This is a genomic window from Guptibacillus hwajinpoensis (genome assembly GCF_020171785.1).
Lineage (GTDB): Bacteria > Bacillota > Bacilli > Bacillales > Guptibacillaceae > Guptibacillus > Guptibacillus sedimenti.
The window spans coordinates 200,503-225,156 of record NZ_JAIVAE010000009.1 but is presented as its reverse complement, the minus strand read 5'-3'; the positions used below and the strand labels follow the sequence as shown (position 1 = coordinate 225,156).

The 24,654-nt window shown below is 41.5% G+C and carries 28 protein-coding genes and 1 other annotated feature; of the genes, 2 read left to right on the top strand and 26 right to left on the bottom strand.

The window, feature by feature from the left end; all coding sequences use genetic code 11:
• Nucleotide 1: 1 nt before the first annotated feature.
• From ruvA to nadB, 9 genes are all read right to left on the bottom strand, one after another.
• Nucleotides 2-604, bottom strand: coding sequence for a Holliday junction branch migration protein RuvA (gene ruvA, locus LCL91_RS14885; protein ID WP_224883495.1), 603 nt, complete (start codon nt 602-604; stop codon nt 2-4).
• A gap of 582 nt (nt 605-1,186) precedes the next feature.
• Nucleotides 1,187-1,723 (bottom strand): BofC C-terminal domain-containing protein, encoded by a 537-nt coding sequence (locus tag LCL91_RS14880; RefSeq protein ID WP_224883494.1) that lies wholly within the window; start codon nt 1,721-1,723, stop codon nt 1,187-1,189.
• 102 nt (nt 1,724-1,825) lie between these two features.
• A complete protein-coding gene (locus tag LCL91_RS14875) occupies nt 1,826-2,575 on the bottom strand; it encodes a YebC/PmpR family DNA-binding transcriptional regulator (RefSeq protein ID WP_224883493.1) in 750 nt (249 codons plus the stop codon).
• A 118-nt stretch (nt 2,576-2,693) separates the two neighbouring features.
• On the bottom strand, nt 2,694-3,320 hold the full coding sequence (locus LCL91_RS14870) for a YhcN/YlaJ family sporulation lipoprotein (protein ID WP_224883492.1): 627 nt from the start codon (nt 3,318-3,320) through the stop codon (nt 2,694-2,696).
• A gap of 80 nt (nt 3,321-3,400) precedes the next feature.
• The gene (locus LCL91_RS14865; RefSeq protein ID WP_224883491.1) at nt 3,401-4,309 is read right to left on the bottom strand and encodes a hypothetical protein; all 909 of its coding nucleotides are present in this window, start codon (nt 4,307-4,309) and stop codon (nt 3,401-3,403) included.
• The gene (gene safA, locus LCL91_RS22340; RefSeq protein WP_425589685.1) at nt 4,293-6,050 is read right to left on the bottom strand and encodes a SafA/ExsA family spore coat assembly protein; all 1,758 of its coding nucleotides are present in this window, start codon (nt 6,048-6,050) and stop codon (nt 4,293-4,295) included. The genes LCL91_RS14865 and safA overlap by 17 nt, the downstream gene beginning before the upstream one ends.
• Before the next feature lie 184 nt (nt 6,051-6,234).
• Nucleotides 6,235-7,335 carry a quinolinate synthase NadA gene (nadA, locus tag LCL91_RS14855; protein ID WP_224883489.1) on the bottom strand — a complete coding sequence of 367 codons (1,101 nt, stop codon included), beginning with the start codon at nt 7,333-7,335 and terminating at the stop codon, nt 6,235-6,237.
• Nucleotides 7,332-8,174 carry a carboxylating nicotinate-nucleotide diphosphorylase gene (gene nadC / locus LCL91_RS14850; protein ID WP_224883488.1) on the bottom strand — a complete coding sequence of 281 codons (843 nt, stop codon included), beginning with the start codon at nt 8,172-8,174 and terminating at the stop codon, nt 7,332-7,334. Before nadC ends, nadA begins: the two co-directional genes overlap by 4 nt.
• The gene (gene nadB / locus LCL91_RS14845) at nt 8,128-9,678 is read right to left on the bottom strand and encodes an L-aspartate oxidase (RefSeq protein WP_224883487.1); all 1,551 of its coding nucleotides are present in this window, start codon (nt 9,676-9,678) and stop codon (nt 8,128-8,130) included. Before nadB ends, nadC begins: the two co-directional genes overlap by 47 nt.
• A gap of 119 nt (nt 9,679-9,797) precedes the next feature.
• Between nadB and LCL91_RS14840 the strand changes: the two genes are divergently transcribed.
• Together LCL91_RS14840 and LCL91_RS14835 are read left to right on the top strand one after the other, a co-directional pair.
• A complete protein-coding gene (locus LCL91_RS14840; protein WP_224883486.1) occupies nt 9,798-10,922 on the top strand; it encodes an IscS subfamily cysteine desulfurase in 1,125 nt (374 codons plus the stop codon).
• A 38-nt stretch (nt 10,923-10,960) separates the two neighbouring features.
• On the top strand, nt 10,961-11,506 hold the full coding sequence (locus tag LCL91_RS14835) for a transcription repressor NadR (RefSeq protein ID WP_160918663.1): 546 nt from the start codon (nt 10,961-10,963) through the stop codon (nt 11,504-11,506).
• A gap of 87 nt (nt 11,507-11,593) precedes the next feature.
• On the opposite strand, the gene pheA is transcribed toward LCL91_RS14835, so the two are convergent.
• The 17 genes from pheA to LCL91_RS14750 all read right to left on the bottom strand — a co-directional run bounded on the left by pheA (nt 11,594) and on the right by LCL91_RS14750 (nt 24,497).
• On the bottom strand, nt 11,594-12,457 hold the full coding sequence (pheA, locus tag LCL91_RS14830) for a prephenate dehydratase (protein ID WP_224883485.1): 864 nt from the start codon (nt 12,455-12,457) through the stop codon (nt 11,594-11,596).
• Nucleotides 12,458-12,466: 9 nt separating this feature from the next.
• Nucleotides 12,467-12,916, bottom strand: a complete 450-nt coding sequence (locus LCL91_RS14825; protein ID WP_098444400.1) for an ACT domain-containing protein — start codon at nt 12,914-12,916, stop codon at nt 12,467-12,469.
• Nucleotides 12,917-13,021: 105 nt separating this feature from the next.
• Nucleotides 13,022-14,305: a GTPase ObgE gene (gene obgE / locus LCL91_RS14820; RefSeq protein ID WP_160918661.1), complete on the bottom strand. Its 1,284-nt coding sequence runs from the start codon at nt 14,303-14,305 to the stop codon at nt 13,022-13,024.
• Between the two features lie 9 nt (nt 14,306-14,314).
• Entirely contained in the window at nt 14,315-14,848 is a 534-nt protein-coding gene (locus LCL91_RS14815; protein WP_224883484.1) for a Spo0B C-terminal domain-containing protein, read from the bottom strand.
• Between the two features lie 178 nt (nt 14,849-15,026).
• The gene (rpmA, locus tag LCL91_RS14810) at nt 15,027-15,317 is read right to left on the bottom strand and encodes a 50S ribosomal protein L27 (protein ID WP_098444403.1); all 291 of its coding nucleotides are present in this window, start codon (nt 15,315-15,317) and stop codon (nt 15,027-15,029) included.
• Nucleotides 15,318-15,330: 13 nt separating this feature from the next.
• Nucleotides 15,331-15,663: a ribosomal-processing cysteine protease Prp gene (locus LCL91_RS14805; RefSeq protein ID WP_224883483.1), complete on the bottom strand. Its 333-nt coding sequence runs from the start codon at nt 15,661-15,663 to the stop codon at nt 15,331-15,333.
• Between the two features lie 11 nt (nt 15,664-15,674).
• On the bottom strand, nt 15,675-15,983 hold the full coding sequence (gene rplU / locus LCL91_RS14800) for a 50S ribosomal protein L21 (RefSeq protein ID WP_048312605.1): 309 nt from the start codon (nt 15,981-15,983) through the stop codon (nt 15,675-15,677).
• A 13-nt stretch (nt 15,984-15,996) separates the two neighbouring features.
• Nucleotides 15,997-16,071: a sequence feature (ribosomal protein L21 leader region), on the bottom strand.
• Between the two features lie 89 nt (nt 16,072-16,160).
• On the bottom strand, nt 16,161-17,309 hold the full coding sequence (locus LCL91_RS14795; protein ID WP_224883481.1) for a ribonuclease E/G: 1,149 nt from the start codon (nt 17,307-17,309) through the stop codon (nt 16,161-16,163).
• A gap of 31 nt (nt 17,310-17,340) precedes the next feature.
• On the bottom strand, nt 17,341-18,156 hold the full coding sequence (locus tag LCL91_RS14790; protein ID WP_224883479.1) for a M50 family metallopeptidase: 816 nt from the start codon (nt 18,154-18,156) through the stop codon (nt 17,341-17,343).
• Nucleotides 18,157-18,164: 8 nt separating this feature from the next.
• Nucleotides 18,165-18,908, bottom strand: coding sequence for a M23 family metallopeptidase (locus tag LCL91_RS14785; protein ID WP_224883477.1), 744 nt, complete (start codon nt 18,906-18,908; stop codon nt 18,165-18,167).
• 178 nt (nt 18,909-19,086) lie between these two features.
• A complete protein-coding gene (gene minD, locus LCL91_RS14780) occupies nt 19,087-19,887 on the bottom strand; it encodes a septum site-determining protein MinD (protein ID WP_224883474.1) in 801 nt (266 codons plus the stop codon).
• A gap of 19 nt (nt 19,888-19,906) precedes the next feature.
• On the bottom strand, nt 19,907-20,596 hold the full coding sequence (minC, locus tag LCL91_RS14775) for a septum site-determining protein MinC (RefSeq protein ID WP_425589684.1): 690 nt from the start codon (nt 20,594-20,596) through the stop codon (nt 19,907-19,909).
• Between the two features lie 29 nt (nt 20,597-20,625).
• Complete coding sequence (gene mreD, locus LCL91_RS14770; RefSeq protein ID WP_224883472.1) at nt 20,626-21,171, bottom strand: rod shape-determining protein MreD; 546 nt, start codon at nt 21,169-21,171, stop codon at nt 20,626-20,628.
• Nucleotides 21,168-22,046: a rod shape-determining protein MreC gene (gene mreC / locus LCL91_RS14765; protein ID WP_098444411.1), complete on the bottom strand. Its 879-nt coding sequence runs from the start codon at nt 22,044-22,046 to the stop codon at nt 21,168-21,170. Before mreC ends, mreD begins: the two co-directional genes overlap by 4 nt.
• Before the next feature lie 16 nt (nt 22,047-22,062).
• Complete coding sequence (locus LCL91_RS14760; protein WP_098444412.1) at nt 22,063-23,100, bottom strand: rod shape-determining protein; 1,038 nt, start codon at nt 23,098-23,100, stop codon at nt 22,063-22,065.
• Between the two features lie 94 nt (nt 23,101-23,194).
• Complete coding sequence (gene radC / locus LCL91_RS14755) at nt 23,195-23,866, bottom strand: RadC family protein (RefSeq protein WP_098445795.1); 672 nt, start codon at nt 23,864-23,866, stop codon at nt 23,195-23,197.
• 52 nt (nt 23,867-23,918) lie between these two features.
• Nucleotides 23,919-24,497: a Maf family protein gene (locus LCL91_RS14750; protein WP_224883470.1), complete on the bottom strand. Its 579-nt coding sequence runs from the start codon at nt 24,495-24,497 to the stop codon at nt 23,919-23,921.
• Between the last annotated feature and the right edge of the window lie 157 nt (nt 24,498-24,654).

Genomic DNA, 24,654 nt, shown 5'->3' with positions numbered 1-24,654 from the left:
CTTATTGCTTCAGCATAAGCTGAAGGGCTTTCTTAATATACTGATCGGTTGTTAGCGTTTCTTCTAACAGTTTTGGTTTAACCTTCTTAATTTCTCGGTCTGCATAGCCAAGTGCTTTCAATGCTTCTATCGCTTCATCAAGTTCATGAGCGCCTTCTTCTTGCACCTCGTCAACTGCAAATAACCCTTCGATTGGAGCTCCAAAACCTTTCAGCTTTCCTTTTAAATCAAGGATAATTTGACGAGCTGTTTTCTTTCCAACTCCAGGAAACTTCGTTAAAAATTTTTCATCTTCCATCTCGATGGCACTAACTACCTTGTCCGGTTCGCCAGTCGCTAAAATAGCAACCGCTCCTTTAGGACCAATCCCTGATACATTTAACAGTTTCTCAAACAAAAGACGCTCTTCTCGAGTTGGGAAACCATAAAGAGCAATAAGATCTTCTCTCACATAATGATGCGTAAAAATTTGAATCGATTGATTTCGATATTTCTGAAACTCAAACGGATTGCCACAGTAGATTTTATAGCCAATCGAATTGGACTCCACCACAATGTATTCTGTATCAATATATTCAACCGTGCCTTTAATATATTCAATCAAAGCTACTCTCTCCCCTGTACATACGAACATGTATTTCTATCTCTCCATTCTACCATAAAAAAACGAAAAGCGGAGACGAGCGTTTAGAAACGGAGATATTGGAGCTCTTGAACGAGAACACGGTTTTTGTGTTCTTGTGAAAGAGTGAAATATCGCAGTTTCTGCGAGTCGCAGCTAGACACGAAAAGCGGAGCGGGCCCGTTTAAATCCGCAGAATGTTGGAGACCTTTCGAATGAGACGCTTTTTGTCTCAATCGAAAGGGCGAAACAGCCGGAGGATTTGGCCCGTGTAGCTAGACACAAAAAGCGGAGACGAGCGTTTAGAAACGGAGATATTGGAGCTCTTGAACGAGAACACGTTTTTTGTGTTCTTGTGAAAGAGTGAAATATCGCAGTTTCTGCGAGTCGCAGCTAGACACGAAAAGCGGAGCGGGCCCGTTTAAATCCGCAGGATGTTGGAGCCCATGAGATTGAGACGCTTTTGGTGCTCTCGTTATAGTTTGAAGTGACCGAGGGTCTGCCCACTGCAGGTGGATCTCATGAAAAGCGGAAGGAAGCTTAAATTAAACGCAAAAACCCGTCCTATTGGACAGGTTCGCTTTTGATTTTCGAAAAAGATTGAATCACATCTTCAAACTGATACCATGACTCTACAGGTATACCATTCATAAGTTGTTCTCGCCTTTGACTTTCAAGCTTACCTACATCAATTTGGAAGAATGTTTGAATCACTTTCTCATCGGCAGGGTCACCATCAAAAATAGTAAGAACACCATCCTCCGTTAAACCAAAATGACCATTTTGTTTACTTGCAGGTGAAATATCTTCAAAATTCCGTTCAAAAACCATTTTTCCTTCTTCCTGATCCACAAGTTGCCAGTCTGCATATTGACTCCAAAAATCCTCCATTGCCCAAATCGTTTCATATACGGATTGTTTTGTTGTCACACCATCAGCATAATTCGTTCGTAGTTCTACTTCGATGACTATCGGCCCTTCTTCTTGTAGAGACTCTGTCGTTACCGTTGCTAAACCGTTATTAGGCTCAAGAGCTTCGGCAGATGTTCCACCAAAAACTAGAAGAAAACCTAACAGAATGAGTGGATAAAGGTTTTTCATATATCTCCAACACCTTTCTTCCATATTCAATAAGTTCATGCCGTTAGCGTTTCCAACTTTTCTCTCTCTATTCATCAAAAAAAGCTACAGAAAATCTGTAGCTTAAAGTTGCTCATACACCTCATCATTTATTTCTGCATTATGATAAACTTCTTGCACGTCATCATTATCTTCAAGCTGTTCAATGAGCTTCACCATGTTCATACCATCTTCATCCTCTAGAGGGGCATACGTTTCTGGAATCATCGTGACTTCAGCAGATGAGAATGTTAAGCCGTCTGCTTCTAGCTGATGCTTAACCTGCTGAAACTCCTGTGGATCCGTATAAATCTCATACGCTTCCTCCGTTGTTTCCATTTCTTCTGCACCAGCTTCAATCACCTGAAGCAATAATTCTTCTCCATCAACTTCGCCTTCAGAGCGGTCAATGATCAGTAAACCTTTGCGATTAAATAAAAAGGATACACAACCATTTTCGCCCATGTTTCCATTATTTTTACTGAAAGCATGTCGTACATCGGCCGCAGCACGATTTTTATTATCCGTGAGCAATTGAACCATGAGCGCTGCGCCACCTGATCCATAGCCTTCATATATTACATTTTCGTACTGTACGCCATTTAAATCACCAGTGGCTTTCTTTATCGCACGATCAATGTTATCGTTCGGCATATTTGATGATTTCGCCTTATCAATCGCAAGTCTTAAAGAAGGATTTGTTTCCGGATCGCTTCCCCCTTGCTTAGCAGCAACAAAAATTTCCTTCGCTAACTTCATAAATACTTTCCCACGTTTCGCATCCTGTGCGTTTTTTCTACGCTGAATATTTTTCCATTTGGAATGTCCAGCCATCGGTACGAACTACTCCCTTCAAATAGAGTGATTTCTTTAACCGTAACATAGGAGTTACTCGACCGAAAAGTGTTCTGCATATGTAGGCGAGCAGGCTTCTGCCCACTCGCTATTTTGGTTACTTGTTGTTCTCAAAAGGACGCTTTGCAGCATTGCCTATGTCATCTAAAATCCCATTCACATCAGCTTGAACCTCTTCAAAGCCATTTCCATCTGCAAGACGGTTATTCACGTCGCCCATGCGACCAAAAACATCTTCGTCTGTTGAGATCGAAACATTTTTCTGCTTCGTTACTTTTGCGACCTCACTACGAACGCTATCCTTTACATCTGCATCATTTTTGTCGTTTGTATCAACGCCAATCATGATCTGATCACCGTATACAATTACACGAGAATCATCCACATTTTTAAGCTTGTTGATTCTCTTTGCAAGTCGAGTAGACAGTTCGTTGTCATAACCTGAATAATTATCATCGGTACGCATGTATCCTGGCCCGTTCATTCCATTACGTTTATCAATTTGCTTTTCATCTGGCGCTTTTACACCGTGTTCATAATCACGATCAATCATGTCTGTAACGGCACCTTCGCGATAATCACCGTTATTATCTTCGCTTGTGTAATATCCAATTGGACGTGTGGAATCATTATAACGTGTATCCATCGCCTCATTATCGGCTGTACACCCGATTAATCCACCTGCAAACATCATCGTAGAAAGCGTTAGAATTGTTTTCCTCAAATTTAAAACCTCCTTTCACCTTTAGAATGTGAGGAGGCTGATGTTTTTAATCTGTTAGTTCTAGGTAACAATGGTACCTATTAAAGCACTTGCCGAATGAATGCCGACCTTTTCTCTTTCTGCTGCTCTGTTTTTACCAATAGTTCATTTCTTCCATTTGGATTCATTAACCATTCACGGTAAAAATCAGCAGGATAAGCAAGAAGTCTTCTAAGGGAAGAATCTTCGATGCAATGACGAAGTGAAGAGATATGTGACTTCTCCCATTCCTCTAGCGACCAGTTACAGTGAGGAAGCATTCGATTTATCAACTGCAAATAATCATACTCACGCGGAGCGTAACTAATAAGATCACCATCAATTAAAAGCAACTGATCAAAATTAAAGATAAAGTTATGATGTGCAGGATCGCCGTGGACAATGCAATGGCGTCGATAACTAGACCGTTCGAGTTGTTCAATTTCCATCATCTCAGAGAGAACACTTTCACCAATCGTTAAAAAATAATTAATAAGCTCTTTCTGTTCACGAGAGAGTACCTCAGTTTCTAAATTATGCTTAAACCGTATGAAGCGGTTCGTCCATTTTCGAGTAAGAGAGACATACGGTATGTGCTTACTAACAATCCCCTGCACTTCATCTTGAAAATGATTGGTTTTTTCCATCGCAAGAAATCGATCTTCTCTAATACTATAGTCAAGCGCTCGCCCTTCTATTGCTTTCATGCAGGCAAACGTCAGTCCACCGCTTTCTTTCATCCACTCGCCATCTGCGAAAGGAATATAAGGAACAAAAGAAGTAGCACCAGCAAATGAAATTTCGATTTGTTTTTCTATCGTTTCTTTCTTTACTGCTGCTTTTAAAAAAACAGGCTCGCCATTGTAAGAAATCCCCCTCCAAACGAGTGAATTTATCTGCTTCATTTGTAGAAAAAAAGGGCGTATCCCCTGTAGGATAGCCCCATTTATTTTACTAACGTGATTCGGCATAGCTACTTTCCATTCCCATATAATCCATCATCGGCGCTTTATTAGCTCCCTGAACGAATCCAGGGTTCGCATATGATGGCATTTGTTGATAAGGCGATATTTGTTGATTTCCTCCACATCCACAGTTATGTTGCTGATAAGGTGAGACCATTGGCTGGTTAGGATAGCCAGGCGGCATCATCATACCACCTAAATTTTGATTGGGATAACCATAAGCACCCATCACAGCTTCAGGATATTCTTCATTTCCTTTATGAGCATATGGCGCAATACCATAACCATTCATTGCTGCCCCGGCTACTGATCCAGGATAGCCGCCATTGTTTCCTTTATGCCCATAGCCTTCATACGCCCCTGCTACGTCCTGATTTGGAAATCCTGGTGTTTGCATGCCTGCTACATTTCCTGGATAGCCGCCATTGTTTCCTTTATAGCCATAACCTTCATACGCTCCTGCTACGTCCTGATTTGGAAATCCTGGTGTTTGCATGCCTGCTACATTTCCTGGGTAGCCGCCATTGTTTCCTTTATAGCCATAACCTTCATACGCTCCTGCTACGTCCTGATTTGGAAACCCTTGTGTTTGCATGCCCGCTACATTTCCTGGATAGCCGCCATTGTTTCCTTTATGGCCGTAGTCTTCATACGCTCCTCCTACGTCCTGATTTGGATAACCGCTACCATACATATGCGCGCCAGCGACTGAACCAGGGTATCCCGGCATGCTTTGATTTGCTTTGTTTCCGTAGCTTGCTCCTGCAACATCAGAGCTTTCTTCACCCATACCATAGCTGTTCATGTTAGTGTTAGCACCAGCTACACTTTGATTTGGATAACCGTTTTGCTGGTAAGCCCCTGCTACGCTCTCTTCTCCTTTTTGACCATATCCGTTCATTTCAGCTCCTGCTACCGCACCTGGATAGCCGTTCCCCTTATTTCCAAAACCTCCATAGGCTCCAGCAACGTTTTGATTTGAATAGCCATAAGCTCCAGCTACTTCTCCAGGATATCCACCAGAATTTGCTTTACTTCCATACCCTTCATACGCTCCTGCTACGTTCTGATTGTTAGCGCCCATTTGTGCTCCACCCACAGAAGTCGGATAGCCAGGATAACCACCATTGTATTCTTTGTTCGCATAACTTGTAGTTCCAGCTACGTTACTAGGATACCCTTGATTCATTGGAGGTGGTGGCATTTCCATTGATGAAGACTCAAATTCACTTAACACTTCTTCATCATTCATTGGATAAAATAAATTTTCTGCTTTTTTGGCTTTTTCAACTGGTTTCTTTTCAGCTACTTTTTTTGCTTTCTCAACCGGTTTTTTCTCAGCTGTTTTTTTCGCTTCCACTTTCTTTTCAGGCTTTGTTTCTTTTGGCTTTACTTTCTTAGGCTTTTCTTCCTTGGGCATCATATTCATATTCATGTTCATATTTAACCCCATGTTTAACTCATTGTTGATTGGCATAGTCATAGACGGCTTTTCTACTGGCTTCATCGGCGCTTCTTTTTTCTTAGGCATTTCTTTGATCGGCATTTCTTTTTTCATTTCTTTGATCGGCATTTCTTTCTTCTTAACGGGAACACCACCCGATGGCACTTTCACTTTCATACCTGGCATAATCATATTAGGATTCTTAAGCTGCGTATTGACAGCTTTTAATTGTTCAAAATCGACGCCATATTTTTTAGCGATTTTCCATAAAGTATCGCCTTTTTGAACGACATGTATTTTCAACCTAAAAACTCCCTCCTGTAATCAGTACAATGAAATTCAGTACAGTGTATGCATGACTGGGCAGATTGCTACCTTTTTGAAAGGATAAGATCATCACATTAATATGCAAAGGAGAGGGCGCCTATGAGTAATGTCAATTTAAAAACGAAAAAGGAATCAAACATAACGTTTGATCCCCTGTTTTTTAAGCGCGAGCAAGCATTCGATTTAACGCTTGGATGGCATAGAATGCTGTATCTGAATCCACTTTAATCTGATTTGTTTTCTGCCCAACTACAGCTTCTTCAAGCGCCCATAGAAGATGAGGCAAATCAATTCGATTCATCGTTAGACAAGGACACATGTTTGGATTTAATGAAACGATTGTTTTATCGGGATGTTGTTGAATAATGCGATTAACAAGGTTCATCTCTGTCCCAATCGCCCATTTTGAACCAGGTTGTGCCTGTTCAATCGTCTCAATAATCATTTTTGTAGACCCAGAGAAATCCGATTGTTCCACAACTTCAAAACTGCACTCTGGATGAACGATGACGTTCATGTCAGGAAACTCTCGTCTCACTTTATCAATATTTTCCACAGTGAATTTTTCATGGACCGAGCAATGACCTTTCCATAATATCACTTTAATTTCATTATAATCTCCTTCGTACTCTAACGTATCTGTAATCGGATTCCATACGGCCATCGCCTCTAAAGGGACACCAAGTTCATAAGCGGTGTTTCGTCCCAGGTGCTGATCAGGCAAGAACAGGATGCGCTCTTTCTGAGTAAATCCCCAGTCAACCATTGCCATTGCATTTGACGATGTAACCGTTGCTCCACCATATTTTCCAACAAACGCTTTTATAGCAGCCGTAGAATTCACGTATGTTAAAGGAAGAATCGTATCACCAAAAAACATTTGAAGCTTCGACCATGCGCGCTCAGTTTGATGAATGTCCGCCATGTCTGCCATAGAACAACCTGCCCGCATGTCAGGAAGAATAACAGTCTGTTGGGTTTCTGTTAAAATATCAGCTGTTTCAGCCATAAAATGAACCCCACAAAAAATGATCGTTTCCGCTTTTTTATTACGTGCAGCAAGCTGCGCGAGTTGGAGAGAATCTCCTGTATCATCTGCAAACTGAACAACTTCATCCTTTTGATAATGATGGGCAGGAAGGTATAACCTTTCCCCCATCTCAGCTTTAATCGCTACAACCCTCTTAACCATCTCCTCTTCGGTAAGGTTTTTATATCGTTCTGGAAGACCAGGCTTTTTTAATGCATCTAAAATGCTCATTTCACTTCCCCTTTCAAACGTAAACTAATATCAAGACTTTTAACAGAATGGGTTAAGCAACCTAGCGAAATCATCGTAACTCCTGTTTGCCGATAAGTTGCAAGATTATCAAGCGTGATGCCTCCTGACGCTTCTGAAATTATCGGGTAGGGAACTAGCTTCGCATATGTGGCCACTTCGTTTGGCGAACAGTTATCAAACATAATCACATCAGCCTGAGCTTTTACGGCTTCTCGTACTTCCTCTTCCGTTGATGTCTCCACTTCGATTTTAGTCATATGACCAAGGCGTTTCTTTACATGTGTTACTGCTTTTTCAATACTTCCAAACTGTGCAATGTGATTATCTTTTAGCATTACGCCACCATCAAGGGTGATTCGATGATTAACCCCACCTCCGCACCTCACTGCATACTTTTCATACATCCGAAGACCAGGTGTCGTTTTCCTCGTATCACAAACACGTATAGAAGGATCGTTAAGAAGCTCAACTGCTCGAGCCGTCATCGTAGCTACACCGCTCATTCGCTGAATCAGATTTAAAATAACGCGCTCGCCTGTTAGTACTGCTCGTACTTTCCCTTTTACAGAAGCAACGACGTCCCCACTTTGAACAACATCACCATCTCTCACGTAAACCTCAACGCGACTACTTCCATCAAGTATTCGAAAACCAATTTCAATCACTTCTCTGCCACAAAAAACGCCACTTTCTTTTGCTATAAATAGCGCTTCTGATTGCTCGTCTGAAGGAAATAGCAGCTCACTCGACAAATCCGAAGTTCCTATATCTTCAATAAAAAATTGTTCGAGATCTTTCCTGACTTTCAACCCAATCATCCTGATACATCCCCCTAAGTATTCTTTTTTGCTTCCATTCTTGCAGTTGCTTCGGATAATCTGCTCGATAATGAGCACCACGGCTTTCTTTACGTAGAACGGCCGAAGTTGCCATTAGCCAGCTGACTAGCCCCATATTAGCTCGTTCAATTGACTGAAAATCCAACTTACCAACTTCGTCCGTTGCAATGGGGTGAAGTAACTTAAGCGCATAACTAAGCCCCACCCTTGTCCTTTTCATTCCAACAAATTTATCCATGGTTTCTTTTAGTTCATGGAGTGATAACGACGGTTCCGGTAATCTCGTATCTTGCTCTATTAACTCTCTTTTTCTTACGTCTTTATGATGATGCAAAATCCACTCAGCTGCTTCACGTGCAAAAACAATACCCTCTAAAAGAGAGTTGCTGGCCAGGCGATTAGCTCCGTGAACACCTGTATGAGCAACTTCTCCAAGAGCAAATAATCCATCAAGAGAAGTTCTACCAACGTGATCAGTTATCACGCCACCCATAAGAAAATGAGCACCAGGTTTCACTGGAATCATTCCTTTTGCCAAATCCACATTATGATTCTTACATTGCATCGCAATCGTCGGAAATCTCTCTTCAAACTTCGAAATCATCGAGATATCTAGGGAAACTGGCAACTCTTCTTCGTAAATTGCTCTTGCTACAATATCTCTTGGTGCAAGATCAAATTGTTCGTGTTTCCCTTCCATGAGACGCTCTCCATTAGCTGTAACCAGTACGCCACCTTCACCACGAACAGCCTCAGATATTAGGAAAGAGCGATCAGCATCCCCTGCATACATCGTTGGGTGAAATTGCATGAATTCCAGATCTGTTAATATTGCTCCAGCCCGATAAGCCATTGCAAGTCCATCTCCTGTAATGGCTGGATGATTTGACGTTACTGGATAGAGCTGCCCCGCTCCCCCTGTTGCAAGCAGCGTATAAGCCGCATTAATAATCAAAGTATCTCCAGCTTGATTGATCACTTTAGCTCCGGTACATTCTCCTTCGTCGATAAGTAGGTCAATCGCCAGATGATCTTCAAAAATGGTACATCGTTTTTTCACTCGATTAATTAGTGTATGGATGATTTCTTTGCCTGTGGCGTCACCACCGGCATGAAAAATTCGCGATACGCTATGCGCTCCTTCCTTACATCTTTGATACTCCCCATTCAAGCTTTTATCAAATCGCACACCCAAGTTGATAAGGTGTCTTAATTGCATTGGACCTTTTTTAACGAGGAGCTCAGTAAGTTCTTCGTTGTTATGAAAAACGCCAGCTCGGATCGTATCAAAAAAATGATTTGTCCAGCTATCCTCTTCTGTGGTAGCTGCAGCAATTCCACCTTGAGCAAGCTTGGAATTGCTTTCGCCAATCTTTGACTTTGTGATAATCATCACATTCTTCTTCAGTGAAAGAAGTTCAGCTACCATTAATCCAGCAACACCGCTCCCAATCACTAATACCTCAGTACTAACTTGATTCATGAAACCACTTCTCCCACTAAACAATGTATAAAAAACACAAAAACTTAACATCTGTCTTGACACCTATATTTACATATATTTAAATAAATAACAAGACTGAATATTAGTGAGGAGAAAAAATGATTTATCTTGATTATGCAGCGTCAACCCCAATCTCTGATATAGCGTTACATGCCTATACGCAATCCGCCAAACAATTCTTTGCAAACACTGAGAGTGCTCATGATGCCGGTACAGATGCTACTCATTTATTAGAAAATGCTCGTCGCTCCATCGCCTCGCTATTAAATGGCGATCCGAATGGAATTTATTTCACTTCAGGTGGAACAGAAGCAAACGTCTTAGCAATCCAAAGTATGGTAAAAACATTTTCACAAGGACATATCATTACATCTAGCGCTGAGCATTCTTCTGTATTAAATACATTTTCACAACTTGAACGTGAAGGTTACTATGTGACATACCTTCCTTATAATGAAAGCGGACAAATACCTCTTGAAAGTCTAATTAAAGCCATTCGCCCAGACACCATTTTAGTTTCGATTACTTTTGGAAATAGTGAGATCGGCACTCTTCAACCTATTAAGAAGATCGGCAAAGAGCTAGCGAAACGTCGGATTTTATTTCACACAGATGCCGTTCAAGCTTTCGGAAAAGTGGAGATTGATGTAAATGAATTATATCTTTCTGCCGTATCGGTTTCTTCTCATAAGTTACATGGCCCAAAAGGCGTTGGAGCTTGCTATATTTCGCCCTCGATCTCATGGAAGCAAATTTTACCAGGGACTGTTCACGAAAATGGATTCCGACCTGGTACTGTGAATGTTCCAGGTATTTTCTCCTTTGCAGCCGCTGCCGAGGATGCGATTAACCGATTGAATGCCGAACAAAAAAAATTCACGAACTTACGCGCTCACCTCGTGAACGAATTGGCACATCCGAATATTGTTATTGAAGGTGAACAGGGACTACCGCATATTATCGGTATCCGGATTAAGGGGCTTGAAGGGCAATATGTTATGTTAGAGTTAAACCGTAAAGGTATCGCTGTCTCAACGGGCTCAGCTTGCTCGGTCGGCCAACATCAACCTTCCAAAACTTTGCGGGCGATGGGAAGAACGAGTGATGAGGCGAGAGAACTCGTCCGCATCAGTCTTGGACGAGACACAACCATGCAAGAGATAGAAAAAGCCGTAGACGGATTTAAAGAAATCCTTACACGCTGTTCCGTAACAAAGATATAATAAGATAAAGATCGTGTTCTTGGAAAGGGGTTTTAGTTATGGGACAAGATGGAGAAAAAATATTAGGAGAGAATCGAAGATCACTACTTCTTCAATGGTTAAAAGAGAGCGAGAAACCATTGACAGGAAGTGATTTATCGAGTCGTACGAATGTTAGCCGTCAAGTAATCGTTCAGGATATTTCGTTATTAAAAGCAAGAAATGAACCGATTATTGCAACTTCACAAGGATATATCATGTTTAATACCGAAAGAGAAAATAGAAAGTATGAACAGGTTATCGCCTGCAAGCATTCACCCAAAGATACAAAAAACGAGCTTTATACGATTGTAGATCACGGAGGGACTGTTAAAGATGTTACCGTTGAACACCCATTATATGGGCATTTAACAGCTTCCCTGTTCGTAGGGAATCGCCTTGAAGCAGATCAATTTTTATCAAAGCTTTCCATGACAAATGCCTCGCTTTTATCTGAACTTACTTCAGGAGTACATCTTCATACCATTGAAGCTAATTCTAAAACACAGCTTGAAGCTGTCATTCAGGCATTAAAAGAACAAGGTTTTTTGTTAGAACAAGATTAAACGAGTGATGTTGAATAAAAAAACGCAAAAAAGAACGGTAGCAACTTGCGCCGTTCTTTTTTGTGGAGCGTATTTCAATGACACCAATTATTTAGGAGTTACGACGAAACATGGATACTCGCCTAGTACAGAAATCCCAATGCCAAGCGCTTGTATTTCCTCCATGACACCTTTTAAAAGCACATCACGGTTAGGACGTTCCACATCGATAATAAAAAAGTAATTTCCAAGTCCTGTTTTCATCGGGCGTGACTCAATTTTCGTTAAGTTTAGGTTACGCCACGCAAATGCAGCAAGCACTTGATGAAGTGCTCCTGGATAATCAGATGGAAGAATAATTTTATATGTGACACGATCTTCACGGAATAAAGGAGTTTTCGGTAAGGCTTTAGCAGTTTTGTGTAATACGAGAAAACGTGTGTCATTATCTTCCGTATCATGAATATCACCTTGAGCAATCATTAAACCGTATTTTTCTGCAGCAAGTTCGTTCCCGATTGCAGCCTCTTCAATCTTCCCAGAGTTTTGCACATGTTCAGCAGCAGCACTTGTTGAAGGCGCATTACTGAGCTCTGCTTCAGGTAACTCCTGTTGAAGAAAAATATGACATTGGGCAATGGCGTGTGGATGCGAAAGGACACGCTTTACTTTTTTCCAATCCTGTTGATCAGGGTGAATAAGCAAGTGCTGTCTGATCGGCAAAACGAGCTCTCCAACGATTGGTAGTGATACTTGTTGTGAGAGCAGGTCAAGCGTCATATTAACAGAACCTTCTATTGTATTCTCTAGCGGAACAACACCATAATCGACGTCTCCGTTTTCCACCGCTTCAAGGCAAGCGCGTATGGTTGGAAAAGGTGTACGATCCTCCTCATCAAATAACGTTTTTGCTGCAATTTCTGTAAACGTTCCTTCAGGTCCAAGAAAACCTATCTTTTTTTTGGTATCCATTTTCTCCCCCTATGCTCCAGATCCAATAATTTCAGCATTGTTAACCGCTTCAATTTCTTTAATTTTCACAAGTAAATCGTTTAAGCGTAAATTGGATTCTCCAATTTCCATTGTTAAGATAACCGTAGCATAGCCCTGTAGAGGGATCGTTTGGTTAATCGTTAATAAATTACACCCGAGCTGTGCGACTGTACTTAGCACTCTTGAGAGTGCCCCTGAACGATCCTCAAGGTGAACAGAAAGTGTTACAATCTGTTCAATAATCATTGTATGAAACGGTAAGATCGTATCGCGATATTTATAAAAGGCACTACGGCTTACCCCTACTTCATCAATGGCTTCTCTGACAGATTCAACCGTTCCACTTTCAAGAAGAAGTTTCGCCTGTAGCGTTTTTAACATCGAATCAGATAACACATCTTCTCGAACGAGATAAAAGTTCTTGTCTTCTTTGCTCATTCTTCCCCTCACCTCTATTTCGGCCAGCTACGGCCCATATTCGTCGAAGCATTGCGGCTATGTAAAAAAAGACCGTCCATCGATCAGGACAGTCTTCTTCGTTCATCAGTCTACGAACTCAAATTCGAACTCCAGAATCCGAACTGCGTCTCCGTCTTCAGCTCCACGCTCTCGAAGCGCTTCATCAATACCCATGCTACGCATCTGTTGAGCGAACCTGCGGACGTTGTCTTCTCGATTAAAGTCTGTCATTTTGAATAGCTTTTCAATTCTAGGTCCATTCACTACGAACGTTCCATCGCTATCACGTGTCACAAAGAATTCTGGTGCACCTTTCTCGTGACGATACATAACGCGAGTTTCTTCTTCCTTCTCTTCATCAAGAGGGAATTCAGGTGTTGTTTCAAGCTTGTCTGCAATTTCAAACAATACTTCCTGTACACCTTGACGCGTTACAGCAGAAATCGGATAAATCGGGAAATCTTCTTCTAACTTTTCCTTGAAAACTTCAAGGTTTTCTTCAGAATCGGGAAGATCCATTTTATTCGCGACAATGATTTGCGGACGCTCCATTAGACGCATTTTATACTGCTTTAATTCATCATTGATCTTTAAGTAGTCTTCGTAAGGGTCTCGCCCTTCCATACCAGACATATCAATGACATGAACGATAACTCGTGTACGTTCAATATGACGAAGGAACTGATGGCCAAGCCCAACTCCTTCATGAGCACCTTCGATAAGTCCAGGTAAATCAGCCATCACAAAACTGCGACCATCTTTCGTATCAACAACGCCTAGATTCGGTGCAATTGTTGTAAAGTGATACGCTGCGATTTTCGGCTTCGCTGCTGATACTACGGATAAAAGCGTTGACTTTCCTACACTAGGAAACCCAACAAGTCCAACATCAGCTAGCACCTTGAGCTCTAAAGTAACATCTTTTTCTTCCCCAGGTTCACCATTCTCTGAAAGCTCTGGCGCTGGGTTAGAAGGTGATGCAAAACGTGAATTCCCACGTCCGCCTCGTCCGCCTCGTGCAACCGTTGCACGCTGACCGTGTTCCGTTAAATCTGCAATTACTTCTCCGGTATCTGCATTTGAAACGATTGTACCAGGCGGAACTTTAACAACCATATCCTCTGCATTACGTCCATGCTGATTCTTTGAACGACCGTGTTCACCGGTTTTCGCTTTAAAGTGACGATTGTAACGAAAGTCCATCAGTGTACGAAGACCTTCTTCTACTTCAAATATGACGCTAGCGCCTTTTCCTCCATCGCCACCTGCAGGACCGCCATCCGGTACATACTTCTCTCGACGGAAGGCAACCATACCATTTCCGCCATCGCCTGCTTTAACAAATACTTTGACCTGATCTACAAACATACTTTCACCTCATTTAATCAAAAACGTGCTAACTAGCTCCTGTTCCGTTTGCTCTAATTCAATCAATTTAGCGCTTTTTACATCAGGATTCTCGAACGCCAGCTTGAGCTTGTTTTGATCGGAAACTTCACCCTGAAAGTCAAAAACAAGATGAATTTCTTCGTGGTACAACTGAAGCGTTAATAACAAGTGGTGATCCGCAGGCACTGTCACATGTGAATCAAGCACTGTTGTACATTGAGCAATTAACGCAATGAGATCTGCTTCGTAACCGCAAATATCATACTCGTCTCCGATCACTTCAAAATCCAACTGAAATAAATGGTTACACCAGTTAAACGTTAATATATATTCTGCAAGTTTCGGAGCATTTAAATTCGACAATTTTGCTTCCTGTCTCGACTGGATAATAATTTCTTCAATAATTTCCTTTGCCCTGTCCACATGATCCAGTGCAAGGTTGCCTTTGATTAACTGCAAACGATTTAACCAATCATGACGAGAATGGCGCAGAACATCAAAGGTATTCCACTTTTTAGACATAATTGCACTCCCAATGCTTTAACCATTTTCTTCATTATAACAATAGATGATTCATTCATGTTACCCTAAAAAGAAAACAATCTTATGCGTATTCATGTGCATCGTCACTTTTTCTAGATCATTTCGTCCATTATATCAAAAAACTCTAACCGAACGGTTAGAGTTTTTCTTAAGCTGCTTATGCTTCTTTAGCAACTGGATATACACTTACTTGTTTACGGTCACGTCCAAGACGCTCGAACTTCACGACGCCGTCGATTTTCGCATATAGAGTGTCGTCTCCACCACGGCCAACGTTTGTACCAGGGTAGATCTTAGTTCCGCGTTGACGGAAAAGAATCGAACCGCCGGATACGAACTCGCCGTCTGCGCTCTTCGCGCCAAGACGCTTGGAGATTGAATCACGGCCGTTTTTTGTACTACCTACACCCTTTTTCGATGCGAAAAACTGTAGATTCATTTTCAACATATTGTCCCACCTCCTATGTGTGAGTAATTTGGATATGCTTGCCGTATTCCTCGGCAATAGCGGAAATGGATACTTCCATTCCTTGAAGGAGAAGTTGAATATTCTCATCCGTACGCTGCTCCAAACGAGCTGGAACGGTACAGCTGAGATAACCACCTTCATCCTCCATGTCAACTATGAGATGTACATCGCAAAGGGATTCAATCGCGTTCACAGTTCCAATCGACACAGCAGAAACACCTGCGCATACTAAATCATAGCCGTACGGACCAGACTCAGCGTGTCCAGATAGGGAAAAAGAAATAATGCGATTGTCAGAATCGCGCTTCAAATTGAAACGTATCATCGTTGATATCCTTAAGCGTTAATTTTGTCGATAACTACTTTAGTGTAAGGTTGACGGTGTCCTTGCTTACGACGGTAGTTTTTCTTTGGCTTATATTTATAAACCGTGATTTTCTTACCTTTACCGTGCTTGTCAACTTTACCAGTTACAGTAGCGCCATCAAGCATAGGAGAACCAACTTTAATATCGTCTCCACCAACCATTAGCACACGGTCAAAAGTAACCGTTTCACCAGCTTCAGTGTTTAGAAGCTCGATGTAGATTTCTTGACCTTCAGTAACCTTGATTTGTTTACCACCAGTTTCAATAATTGCGTACATTACGTGCACCTCCTCTAATACTAAGACTCGCCATTGCAGGTGCTAGTAACTAGCTTAAAAACCTGTTTTTGAGCGGTTGTAGCTCTTTGGGTGCTTCCAAACGAACTAACCACTAAATCATACCACAGCGAAAATTGCGGTGTCAATGCAAGAAACGCGACTTCTTGCATTCCGAGCTTAAATCAGTTTGCTGAGAGGAAGTCCCGCCTTCTTTCGCTGCATTTCAAACAGACCCAGCTTTGTGAAGCCCGCGACCTTCAAACGTTTGTCTGTTTTTTCCTTCTTTTTCATTTGAGCGAATAACGTTTGTCGTTCTTTCTCATCTACCCTTAAAAAATCAACAATAACCATGCCACCAATATTTCGTAGTCGCAGCTGTTTTGCAATTTCATCGATTGCCATCAAGTTTACTTCAAAATGGGTCTGGTTTTTTGTCATTTTTCTAACACCACCACTATCTACATCAATTGCTGTTACCGCATTTGTTTCTTCTATATGTAGAGCTGCTTTCCCTATTTTAACCGTTTCCTCCATTCCCTCAATCGTTCTTTCAAGGAGATGAAGAGCGTTCTTCTTTTCGTCTTGAGACATCACTGTCGCCTCTTTTGACAATAGAGGCAGGAAGGTCTTAACCGTTTCATCGTCATTTGTCGCTAGTTTCGTTACTCGATGAAGAGGATAAAGTTTGCTAATTCGTTCAGCAAGGCCCCCGGATTTTTTTATAAAACACGGTGCTCGCACCGAAGCGGCGTAAACAACAAGCTGCTTCCACTCTTCACGATGGATGTAAAGCTCATCTAAAAGCTCTGCTTCACTCAATTTTCCTGCGCTTGTCCGAAAGATAAGCCCCTCTTGTTCAAGACAATGCTGGTGAGCAATTTGAAGAAGCTCTTCTCTCTTTGTTGGCAGCTGTTTTGATACGGCTGAATAACAGCCGTACGGCATATAGACGAGAGAATCACCAGTTAACGCAACCAATTCTGATACAATGGGACCTTTTCGATCCATCCCAGCGTGCTTGACCTGAACAAGAATGGGCTGACCTTCTTCAATACAATCAGAAACAGCCGGCATCCGTTCCCCGGCTGTCTTTTTTTGTTGTGAACAAACGAGTTCATCACCATTTAAAAGGCCTGGTTTTCCGCTACCAAGTGAAATAAATGCCGCATTCTTATCGTCTAAAATAGACGAGACTCTCCCTAGAATAATGTCTCCCTCATTTGGTTTTTTTGGATTGATTGTCTCAGCCCATATATCTGTTATTTCTTGATCTTTTACAATAGCGGCCGCCTGCCACTCGTTTTTTTTAAGAACAATGAATTCCATAGCCGCTCTCCTTTTTGCACTTTTCTCTAGTTTACCTAAATAGCGTACCAACTGCACAGCCAATTTGATTTTTCTTAAAATAGGCATGAAGTAAAACTTGCTCATCCGCCTTTACGTTTAAATCTGTGATGACGATTTGATAGTGATATCCACGATAAAATGTTGCGAGAAGATCTGTTAGCTTCATTTCAGGAGCTACTGAAACAACCTTTTTTTTCCCATCAAACGTTGTTGAATAACGTTCAAGTAAAAACCGCAAATAAATATAATGATGATGTTTCCACTCTTTGAACAATGATACGGAAAGAAAAATGATTACCATCCACAAATTTAAGTGAAATGGAAAAAAGACGATCGTTGCCACTATGAGTAAACCTAAACAAACAGTGGACGAATGAAGCATTACTCTATGAGAAGCTTTAAAAGGATAACGTAGGGAATATAATAAAAAAAGAAGCTTTCCGCCATCAAGTGGCCATATCGGCAATAAATTAAAGAGGAGAACCATTAAATTATGAAGTAGAAAAAGACTGTACATATCATCCCATAAACCCAAATAATAGAAGATCGCCCCAACTCCTATCATCCATACATGTTGGAATGGGCCAGCAAGAATAACAATAAGCTCTTCTTTTAACGGGCGGTTTCCATGCTCATCTACTACAGCAACACCACCAAACGGTAAAAGCACGATTTCATTAACTCGCCACCTAAAAAAACGAGCTGCTCCCGCATGTCCTAACTCATGAATAAGGACAACGAGGAACAGCAGCAGCATTTCTCGAAAACGCCCTGTTAGAATAGAAAGACCAATTGTCATCCAGAAAAGCGGATGGATCGTTATCATTCTTAACATTATTCGATTGGTACAACTTGAAGCGGATCAATAAACGCTTCATTTTTCTTTATGGCAAAATAAAACGTTCCTGTCTTGCCATCTTCAGAGTTTGAGACGCTTCCAAGTTGGTCCTTCGTTTGCACAAAATCGTAAAGAGAAACATCAATTGAATCCAGCATACCATACCATGACTCGCTTCCATCAGTATGTTGAAGAACAACCGTCTGCCCTATCCCTTCTTTATCTCCTGCATAGGTGACCACCCCTGCATCGATCGCTTCGACTCCAGAACTTAGGACAGTTTCGACCATAATCCCTTTTCCAGTCGTCTCAAAGTTCTCAAGTACTTTCCCGCTCGCAGGTAGCGCGTAGACAGGAGCTTCAGCATCCGAATTAGTTTCTGGAGATGTTGGAAATAAAGCAACTGGATTTCCAAAATTTCCTTCATACCAATCCTTCACTGAGGCAAACTGAAATTCTTCAGCCATCATATTAGTAACATAATCCTGGGCTGGAACGAGTCGATCGCTCTCTGCTTTAAATAAAATCCCTGCACCAAGGAATAAGCAGGCCGCAATCATCGCTCTCATTAAAAAGCTTTGCTTGTTAAAAAGCGGGTGAATTTTCATTTCAACATTTTGATTTGTAAGAGTAGGCATATGATCATGACTTTGTCTTAATCGAGGTGCTCCACGCATTGGCTGACGCTGCTTCTTTCTCGAATGGAGTCGTTTTCTCACATCATCCAGGTCTTTCCGCATTCCTCACCCATCCTTCCTATATGTAGTATTCAGTTTATGACTTGTCCTGAGCGGATATGTCATTTGAATACTTTCAAGAAGGAATGGGTTTGAGTTGTACGCTCAAACAGCGCCATCAATGTGTATGATAGACAAAGAATCCACCAACAAACAAAAAAATCCCGGCCGTGGCCGAGATTTAAGAACGCATTCCAAAAAACTTTTTCACTTTACTGAACATGCCTTTCTCTTCTTGAAGAGAAAGAAGCGGAACGGATTCACCTAAAATGCGACGAGCGATATTACGATAGGCAATCGAAGCTTTTGAACTAGGATCGAGCGCAATCGGCTCTCCTTTATTAGAAGCTGTAATAACCGTATCGTCATCCCCTACAATGCCAAGGAGATCAATCGCAAGTATCGAAACAATTTCGTCCACATCAAGCATTTCGCCACTTTCCATCATGTGGTTTCGAATGCGGTTTACGACAAGTTTCGGGGCTTCAATGTTCTCTTCTTTTTCGAGCAGGCCTATAATGCGATCAGCATCTCTTACAGCCGACGTTTCAGGTGTTGTAACAACAACTGATTTATCTGCACCAGCGATGGCATTTTTAAAGCCCTGTTCAATGCCTGCCGGACAATCAATTAACACATAATCGTAATCTTGTTTTAATTCATCGATAATTTTCTTCATTTGCGCTGGCTGCACAGCAGATTTATCTTTCGTTTGTGCCGCTGGAAGCATGTAAAGCGCCTCAAAGCGCTTGTCTTTAATTAAGGCTTGATGAAGCCTACATCTTTCCTCAGCTACATCGACAAGATCATAAATAATACGATTCTCAAGCCCCATCACTACATCAAGATTTCGAAGACCGATATCCGTATCAACCAGACATACTTTTTTCCCCGATAGTGCAAGAGCTGTTCCAATGTTTGCTGTCGTTGTGGTCTTACCCACACCACCTTTTCCGGAAGTAATGACGATAGCGTCTCCCACACAACATTCCCCTTTCTGTCTACAACCTAGTCAAATTCGGTCGTACTTTAGTCAGTATTTGAACGCGATCAACGCTAATTTCAGATTGACCGTCTTTGACAAAAGCACATTCTGCTTCATGAATGCTTGCCCCTACTTGATCAGGCGGCCTACTGATTAAATCTGCGATTTTAAGCTGCGAAGGTTTCATAACAGCGGCTGTAATAACCGCCTTCATATCCCCATAAGCCCCCGCATGAGCAATGCCTCGAAGTGCACCCATTACAAATATGTTGCCAAAAGCTTTAACAGTACCACCAGGATTCACATCACCAACTAGGAGAAGATCGCCTTCCACTTCAAGAACCTGCCCTGATCGTACCGTTCTCGCTACGGACGTAATCGTAGACCTCTTACGCTCTTCTTCGGCTTCTTCACGCGACATGACATTCGAATCAATGCGATCAATTTCTAGATTTTGCTTAGATTGAATCATCGCACGAAGTTCTTTTTCTTGCTTTTCTGTTAAATAACGATTCCCAAGCTTGAGCGTTACTGTAATTGTATGTCCTTCCGTCTGCTGAATATGACGAGCGGAAAGTTTTTCATCAAGTTCATTTATAACATCACGAAAAGCGCAGGAATCATCTAAAATCAGATTCAAGCCGTCTTTCGTTCCTTTAATCGTAACAAAATGCTGTGTTTGCTTTTGTACCATAGACAATTTCATTCACCTCAACATAGAATAATTCAACGTTGCTAAAGGAAACTCCTTCTTTTGGCCTGATTTTCTTGTCTACGGCTTTCAGATAAATCTTCAAGCAACCGTTTTACAGGGTAGTAAACAATAAGCAAAAAGATTCCATTTAAAAGTATGGAAGGAAGATAACGACTGTAGAAAAAGGAAGAAAAGGATACGTCGGTTACATTTATTAAAGAAAAGAGTTCATATACATAGAATTCCATCAATGTTACACCTAATAACCCAAGTATAAGTGTCGTAAACCAATTTAGATGAAAAACCTTCGATAAGTAACCGATTATGTAGGCTGCAACTGACATTCCAAACATATATACCCCAACAAGATCCGTATAAATCAAATCATGTAGTAGTCCAAAAACAACACCGTATAGGACACCATACGCAGGTGACAAAACCATCCCAATCATAACCACAATCACTGTTACAAAACGCGGGATGAGCTGAAAGTCAAAGCCGTATTGTTCAGGTGCGAACACCTGAAAAACGGTTCCTTCCATAAGAAAAAGAACAAATAGCGTTCCAACTAGAAAAAAACGCCTCATTCTTCTTCACCTTCCCCCTCATCAGGATTTACGTTTTGTGCCCCACGGTCGATGATCATGACATTATTAATATCATATAAGTCAGACGCTGGTTTCACATAAGCAGTCTGGGTTGTACCAACGTTATCCGTTTCAATATCAACAATTTCACCGATAACAATACCGCGTGGGAATATGCCACCATTTCCTGCTGTAATAACGGTTTGGCCTTTTTCTACTTTCGTATCTACCGGAATTTTAGAGAAAAGCAGTACTTCTTTTTCCGTATCATATCCTTCAATTGTTCCGAAAACATTCTTATCTTCCTGCGTCATTGCAGCAATTCGATTCGTACGATCAACATCACTCACTAGTTGAACCGTTGATGAGAAAGGCTGCACATTTTTCACTTTACCAATTAGACCATCAGGCGTAGCAACGGCCATATCCGCTTCTACCCCATCCTGTTCTCCCTTATCAATCGTTAACAAATCGTTCCAACGGTCTGGTGAACGCGCAATCATATTCGCATGGAAGGTTTGATAATTTGAAAGTCCAGTTGATGAGTCAATATTTAACTCACTTTTTAAATCTTCATTTTCTTTCTTGACGGTTTTCAGTTCTTCTGACACCGCAACAAATTCGTTGAGCCTCGACTTCAATAGCTCGTTTTCTTCATACATGTCTTTCATTTCTCCAATACTCTCAAATAAACCCGCTACTGAATTAGCGGGTTTATAGAAGATTGATTGAAGCCATCCAATGGAATCTTTAAAAAACTGCTCAGGCATTGTGAGTGCATCGCGTTCTTTCATTGATGTACCGATTAAGGCAACTAAAATAATAATGCTCACAAGCAATACAATGAGACGTTTATTTGAGAAAAATTGTGGCATGCGTTACACCTTCCAACTACTTCTGTTTAGAGCGGGAAGTTATACCAGCTCTAGATTTGAACAAATGGATATTTTCTAGCGCACGCCCGGTACCAATCGCAACGCACTCAAGTGGATTTTCAGCAACAATAACTGGCATTTTCGTTTCATCGCTAATGACCTGATCCAAGTTTCGCAGTAAAGCTCCGCCGCCTGTAAGAACAATGCCCCGATCCATAATGTCAGCCGCAAGCTCAGGTGGCGTTTTCTCAAGCGTTACTTTAACAGCTTCCATAATACTATTAACCGTATCTCGAAGAGCACCAGACACTTCATCTGCCGATACACTGATCGTTTTTGGAAGACCTGTCACAAGGTCACGGCCGCGAATATCCATCGCGTCAATGCCTTCTGTTGTTCCAGCAGAACCGATTTCAAGTTTAAGCTGTTCAGCTGTACGCTCACCAATCATTAAGTTATATGTTTTCTTCACATACTGAATAATCGACTCGTCCATCTCATCTCCAGCAATGCGAATTGATTCACTGGTTACAATTCCTCCAAGAGAAATGATGGCAACTTCTGTTGTACCCCCACCAATATCAACTACCATACTACCTGTTGGCTCCCAAACTGGTAAATCAGCACCAATCGCTGCTGCAAACGGCTCCTCAATGGTGTACGGTTCACGCGCGCCTGCCTGGCGCGTTGCATCTTCTACCGCTCTCTTTTCGACAGCTGTGATTCCTGACGGCACACAAACCATTACGTTAGGTTTACGTGCAAAAACGGAACGATTTTTTTGAGCCTGTTGAATAAAGTACTTCAGCATCGTAGCCGTCGTTTCAAAATCAGCAATAACACCGTCTTTCATTGGACGAAGTGCAACAATATTACCCGGAGTACGACCGATCATATTTTTTGCATCATTACCTACTGCCTCAATTGAACCTGTATCTGTCCGAAGTGCAACAACGGAAGGCTCACGAACGACAACGCCTTTTCCTTTTACATATGCCAGCGTATTAGCTGTACCTAAATCTATTCCCATATCTCTTGAAAATCCACCAAACATTTATGTTAAATCTCCCTTCAATTCAAGCAAAACTCATAACTATGATTATACTTCATCAGTATTAAAAACGGTAGTGGGAAAACTATTCCACAGCCTATACATACCCTTTTTCTTTTAAACTAATAAACTTCTGATCTCCAATAATAATATGATCGAGCATATCAATACCAAGCATTTTACCACACTCAGCAAGACGTTTTGTAACTTCAATATCTTCCCTGCTTGGTGTAGGATCACCACTTGGATGATTATGAAAGCAAATTAATGAGGCTGCTGAACGTCTGAAAGCCTCTCGGAAAACTTCTCTAGGATGCACGATTGATGCATTTAAACTTCCAACAAAGACGGTTTGACGATGCAACACCTGATTTTTCGTGTTTAAGTATAAGCAAACAAAATGCTCTTGTGATAAAAAACGCATGTCTTCCATCACATAATTCGCACCATCTTCCGGTGAACGAATCGTATAGCGCTCTTCTAATTGAAGACGACTTACTCTTCTACCAAGCTCCATCGCCGCAATCAGTTGAACAGCTTTGGCAGTACCCACGCCATTTAAAGAAGTTAACTCTTCGATACTGGCATCTTTTAATAGACGCAACCCCTCAAAATACTGAATAATGCGATAAGATAACTGAAGGACAGACTCCTGTTTCGTTCCAGTTCTGAGGATAATCGCCAGTAACTCTTGGTTGGATAACGTCTCAGGACCTTCTTTCACTAGGCGCTCTCTCGGGCGCTCTTCTTCAGGATAATCGCGAATCATTAACGGTGTTTTAAGCAACACGCTTCCTCCCTGGATTCATCTTCGTGTCTGACTAACGCTGAATCTCCGGAACAATTCCAAACGCTTGTAACTCTCGAAGCGTTTTGGAAATCGGAAGCCCTACCACACTATAATAATCCCCGTGAATACGTTTCACAAAGGCGGCACCGAAACCCTGAATACCATAACCTCCCGCTTTATCAAACGGCTCTCCGGTATCGAGATAATTCTCAATATCTACATCTGTTAAATCCCAAAATTCCACTTCAGTGGCTTCATAGAACTGTGAATGCTGCTCATTTGAAAGAATGACCACACCTGAATAAACGATATGGGTCCGACCAGACAAAGCTTTCAGCATCTGCCTCGCATGCTCGCGACTTTCTGGCTTTCCAAGAATATCGGCACCAAGCGTTACAACCGTATCGGCACCAATAACTATAGCGTCCGATTGATTCATAAATACATCATTTGCCTTTCCAAAAGCAAGCTGCTTCACAAGCTCAGAAGGGGGGACAGATTGAGAGTGATGTTCTTCAAAGCGGCTAACAATAATCTCAAATTGGAGGTTCACTTGCTCTAGAAGTTCTTTTCTTCGTGGAGACCCTGAGGCTAAGACGAGGCGCTTCATTTTACCACCCTTTTTTTGTAAATGATTCACAAGTGGGAAAAGGGCTTGATAACAGCTTATCAAATCCCTTTTCTTTCCACAATTTAATTTTCTAACGTTCCTCTACATTTTTCGTTTTACTTCGATTCTGTATGTGCATACAGTTAAAATTTGTTTA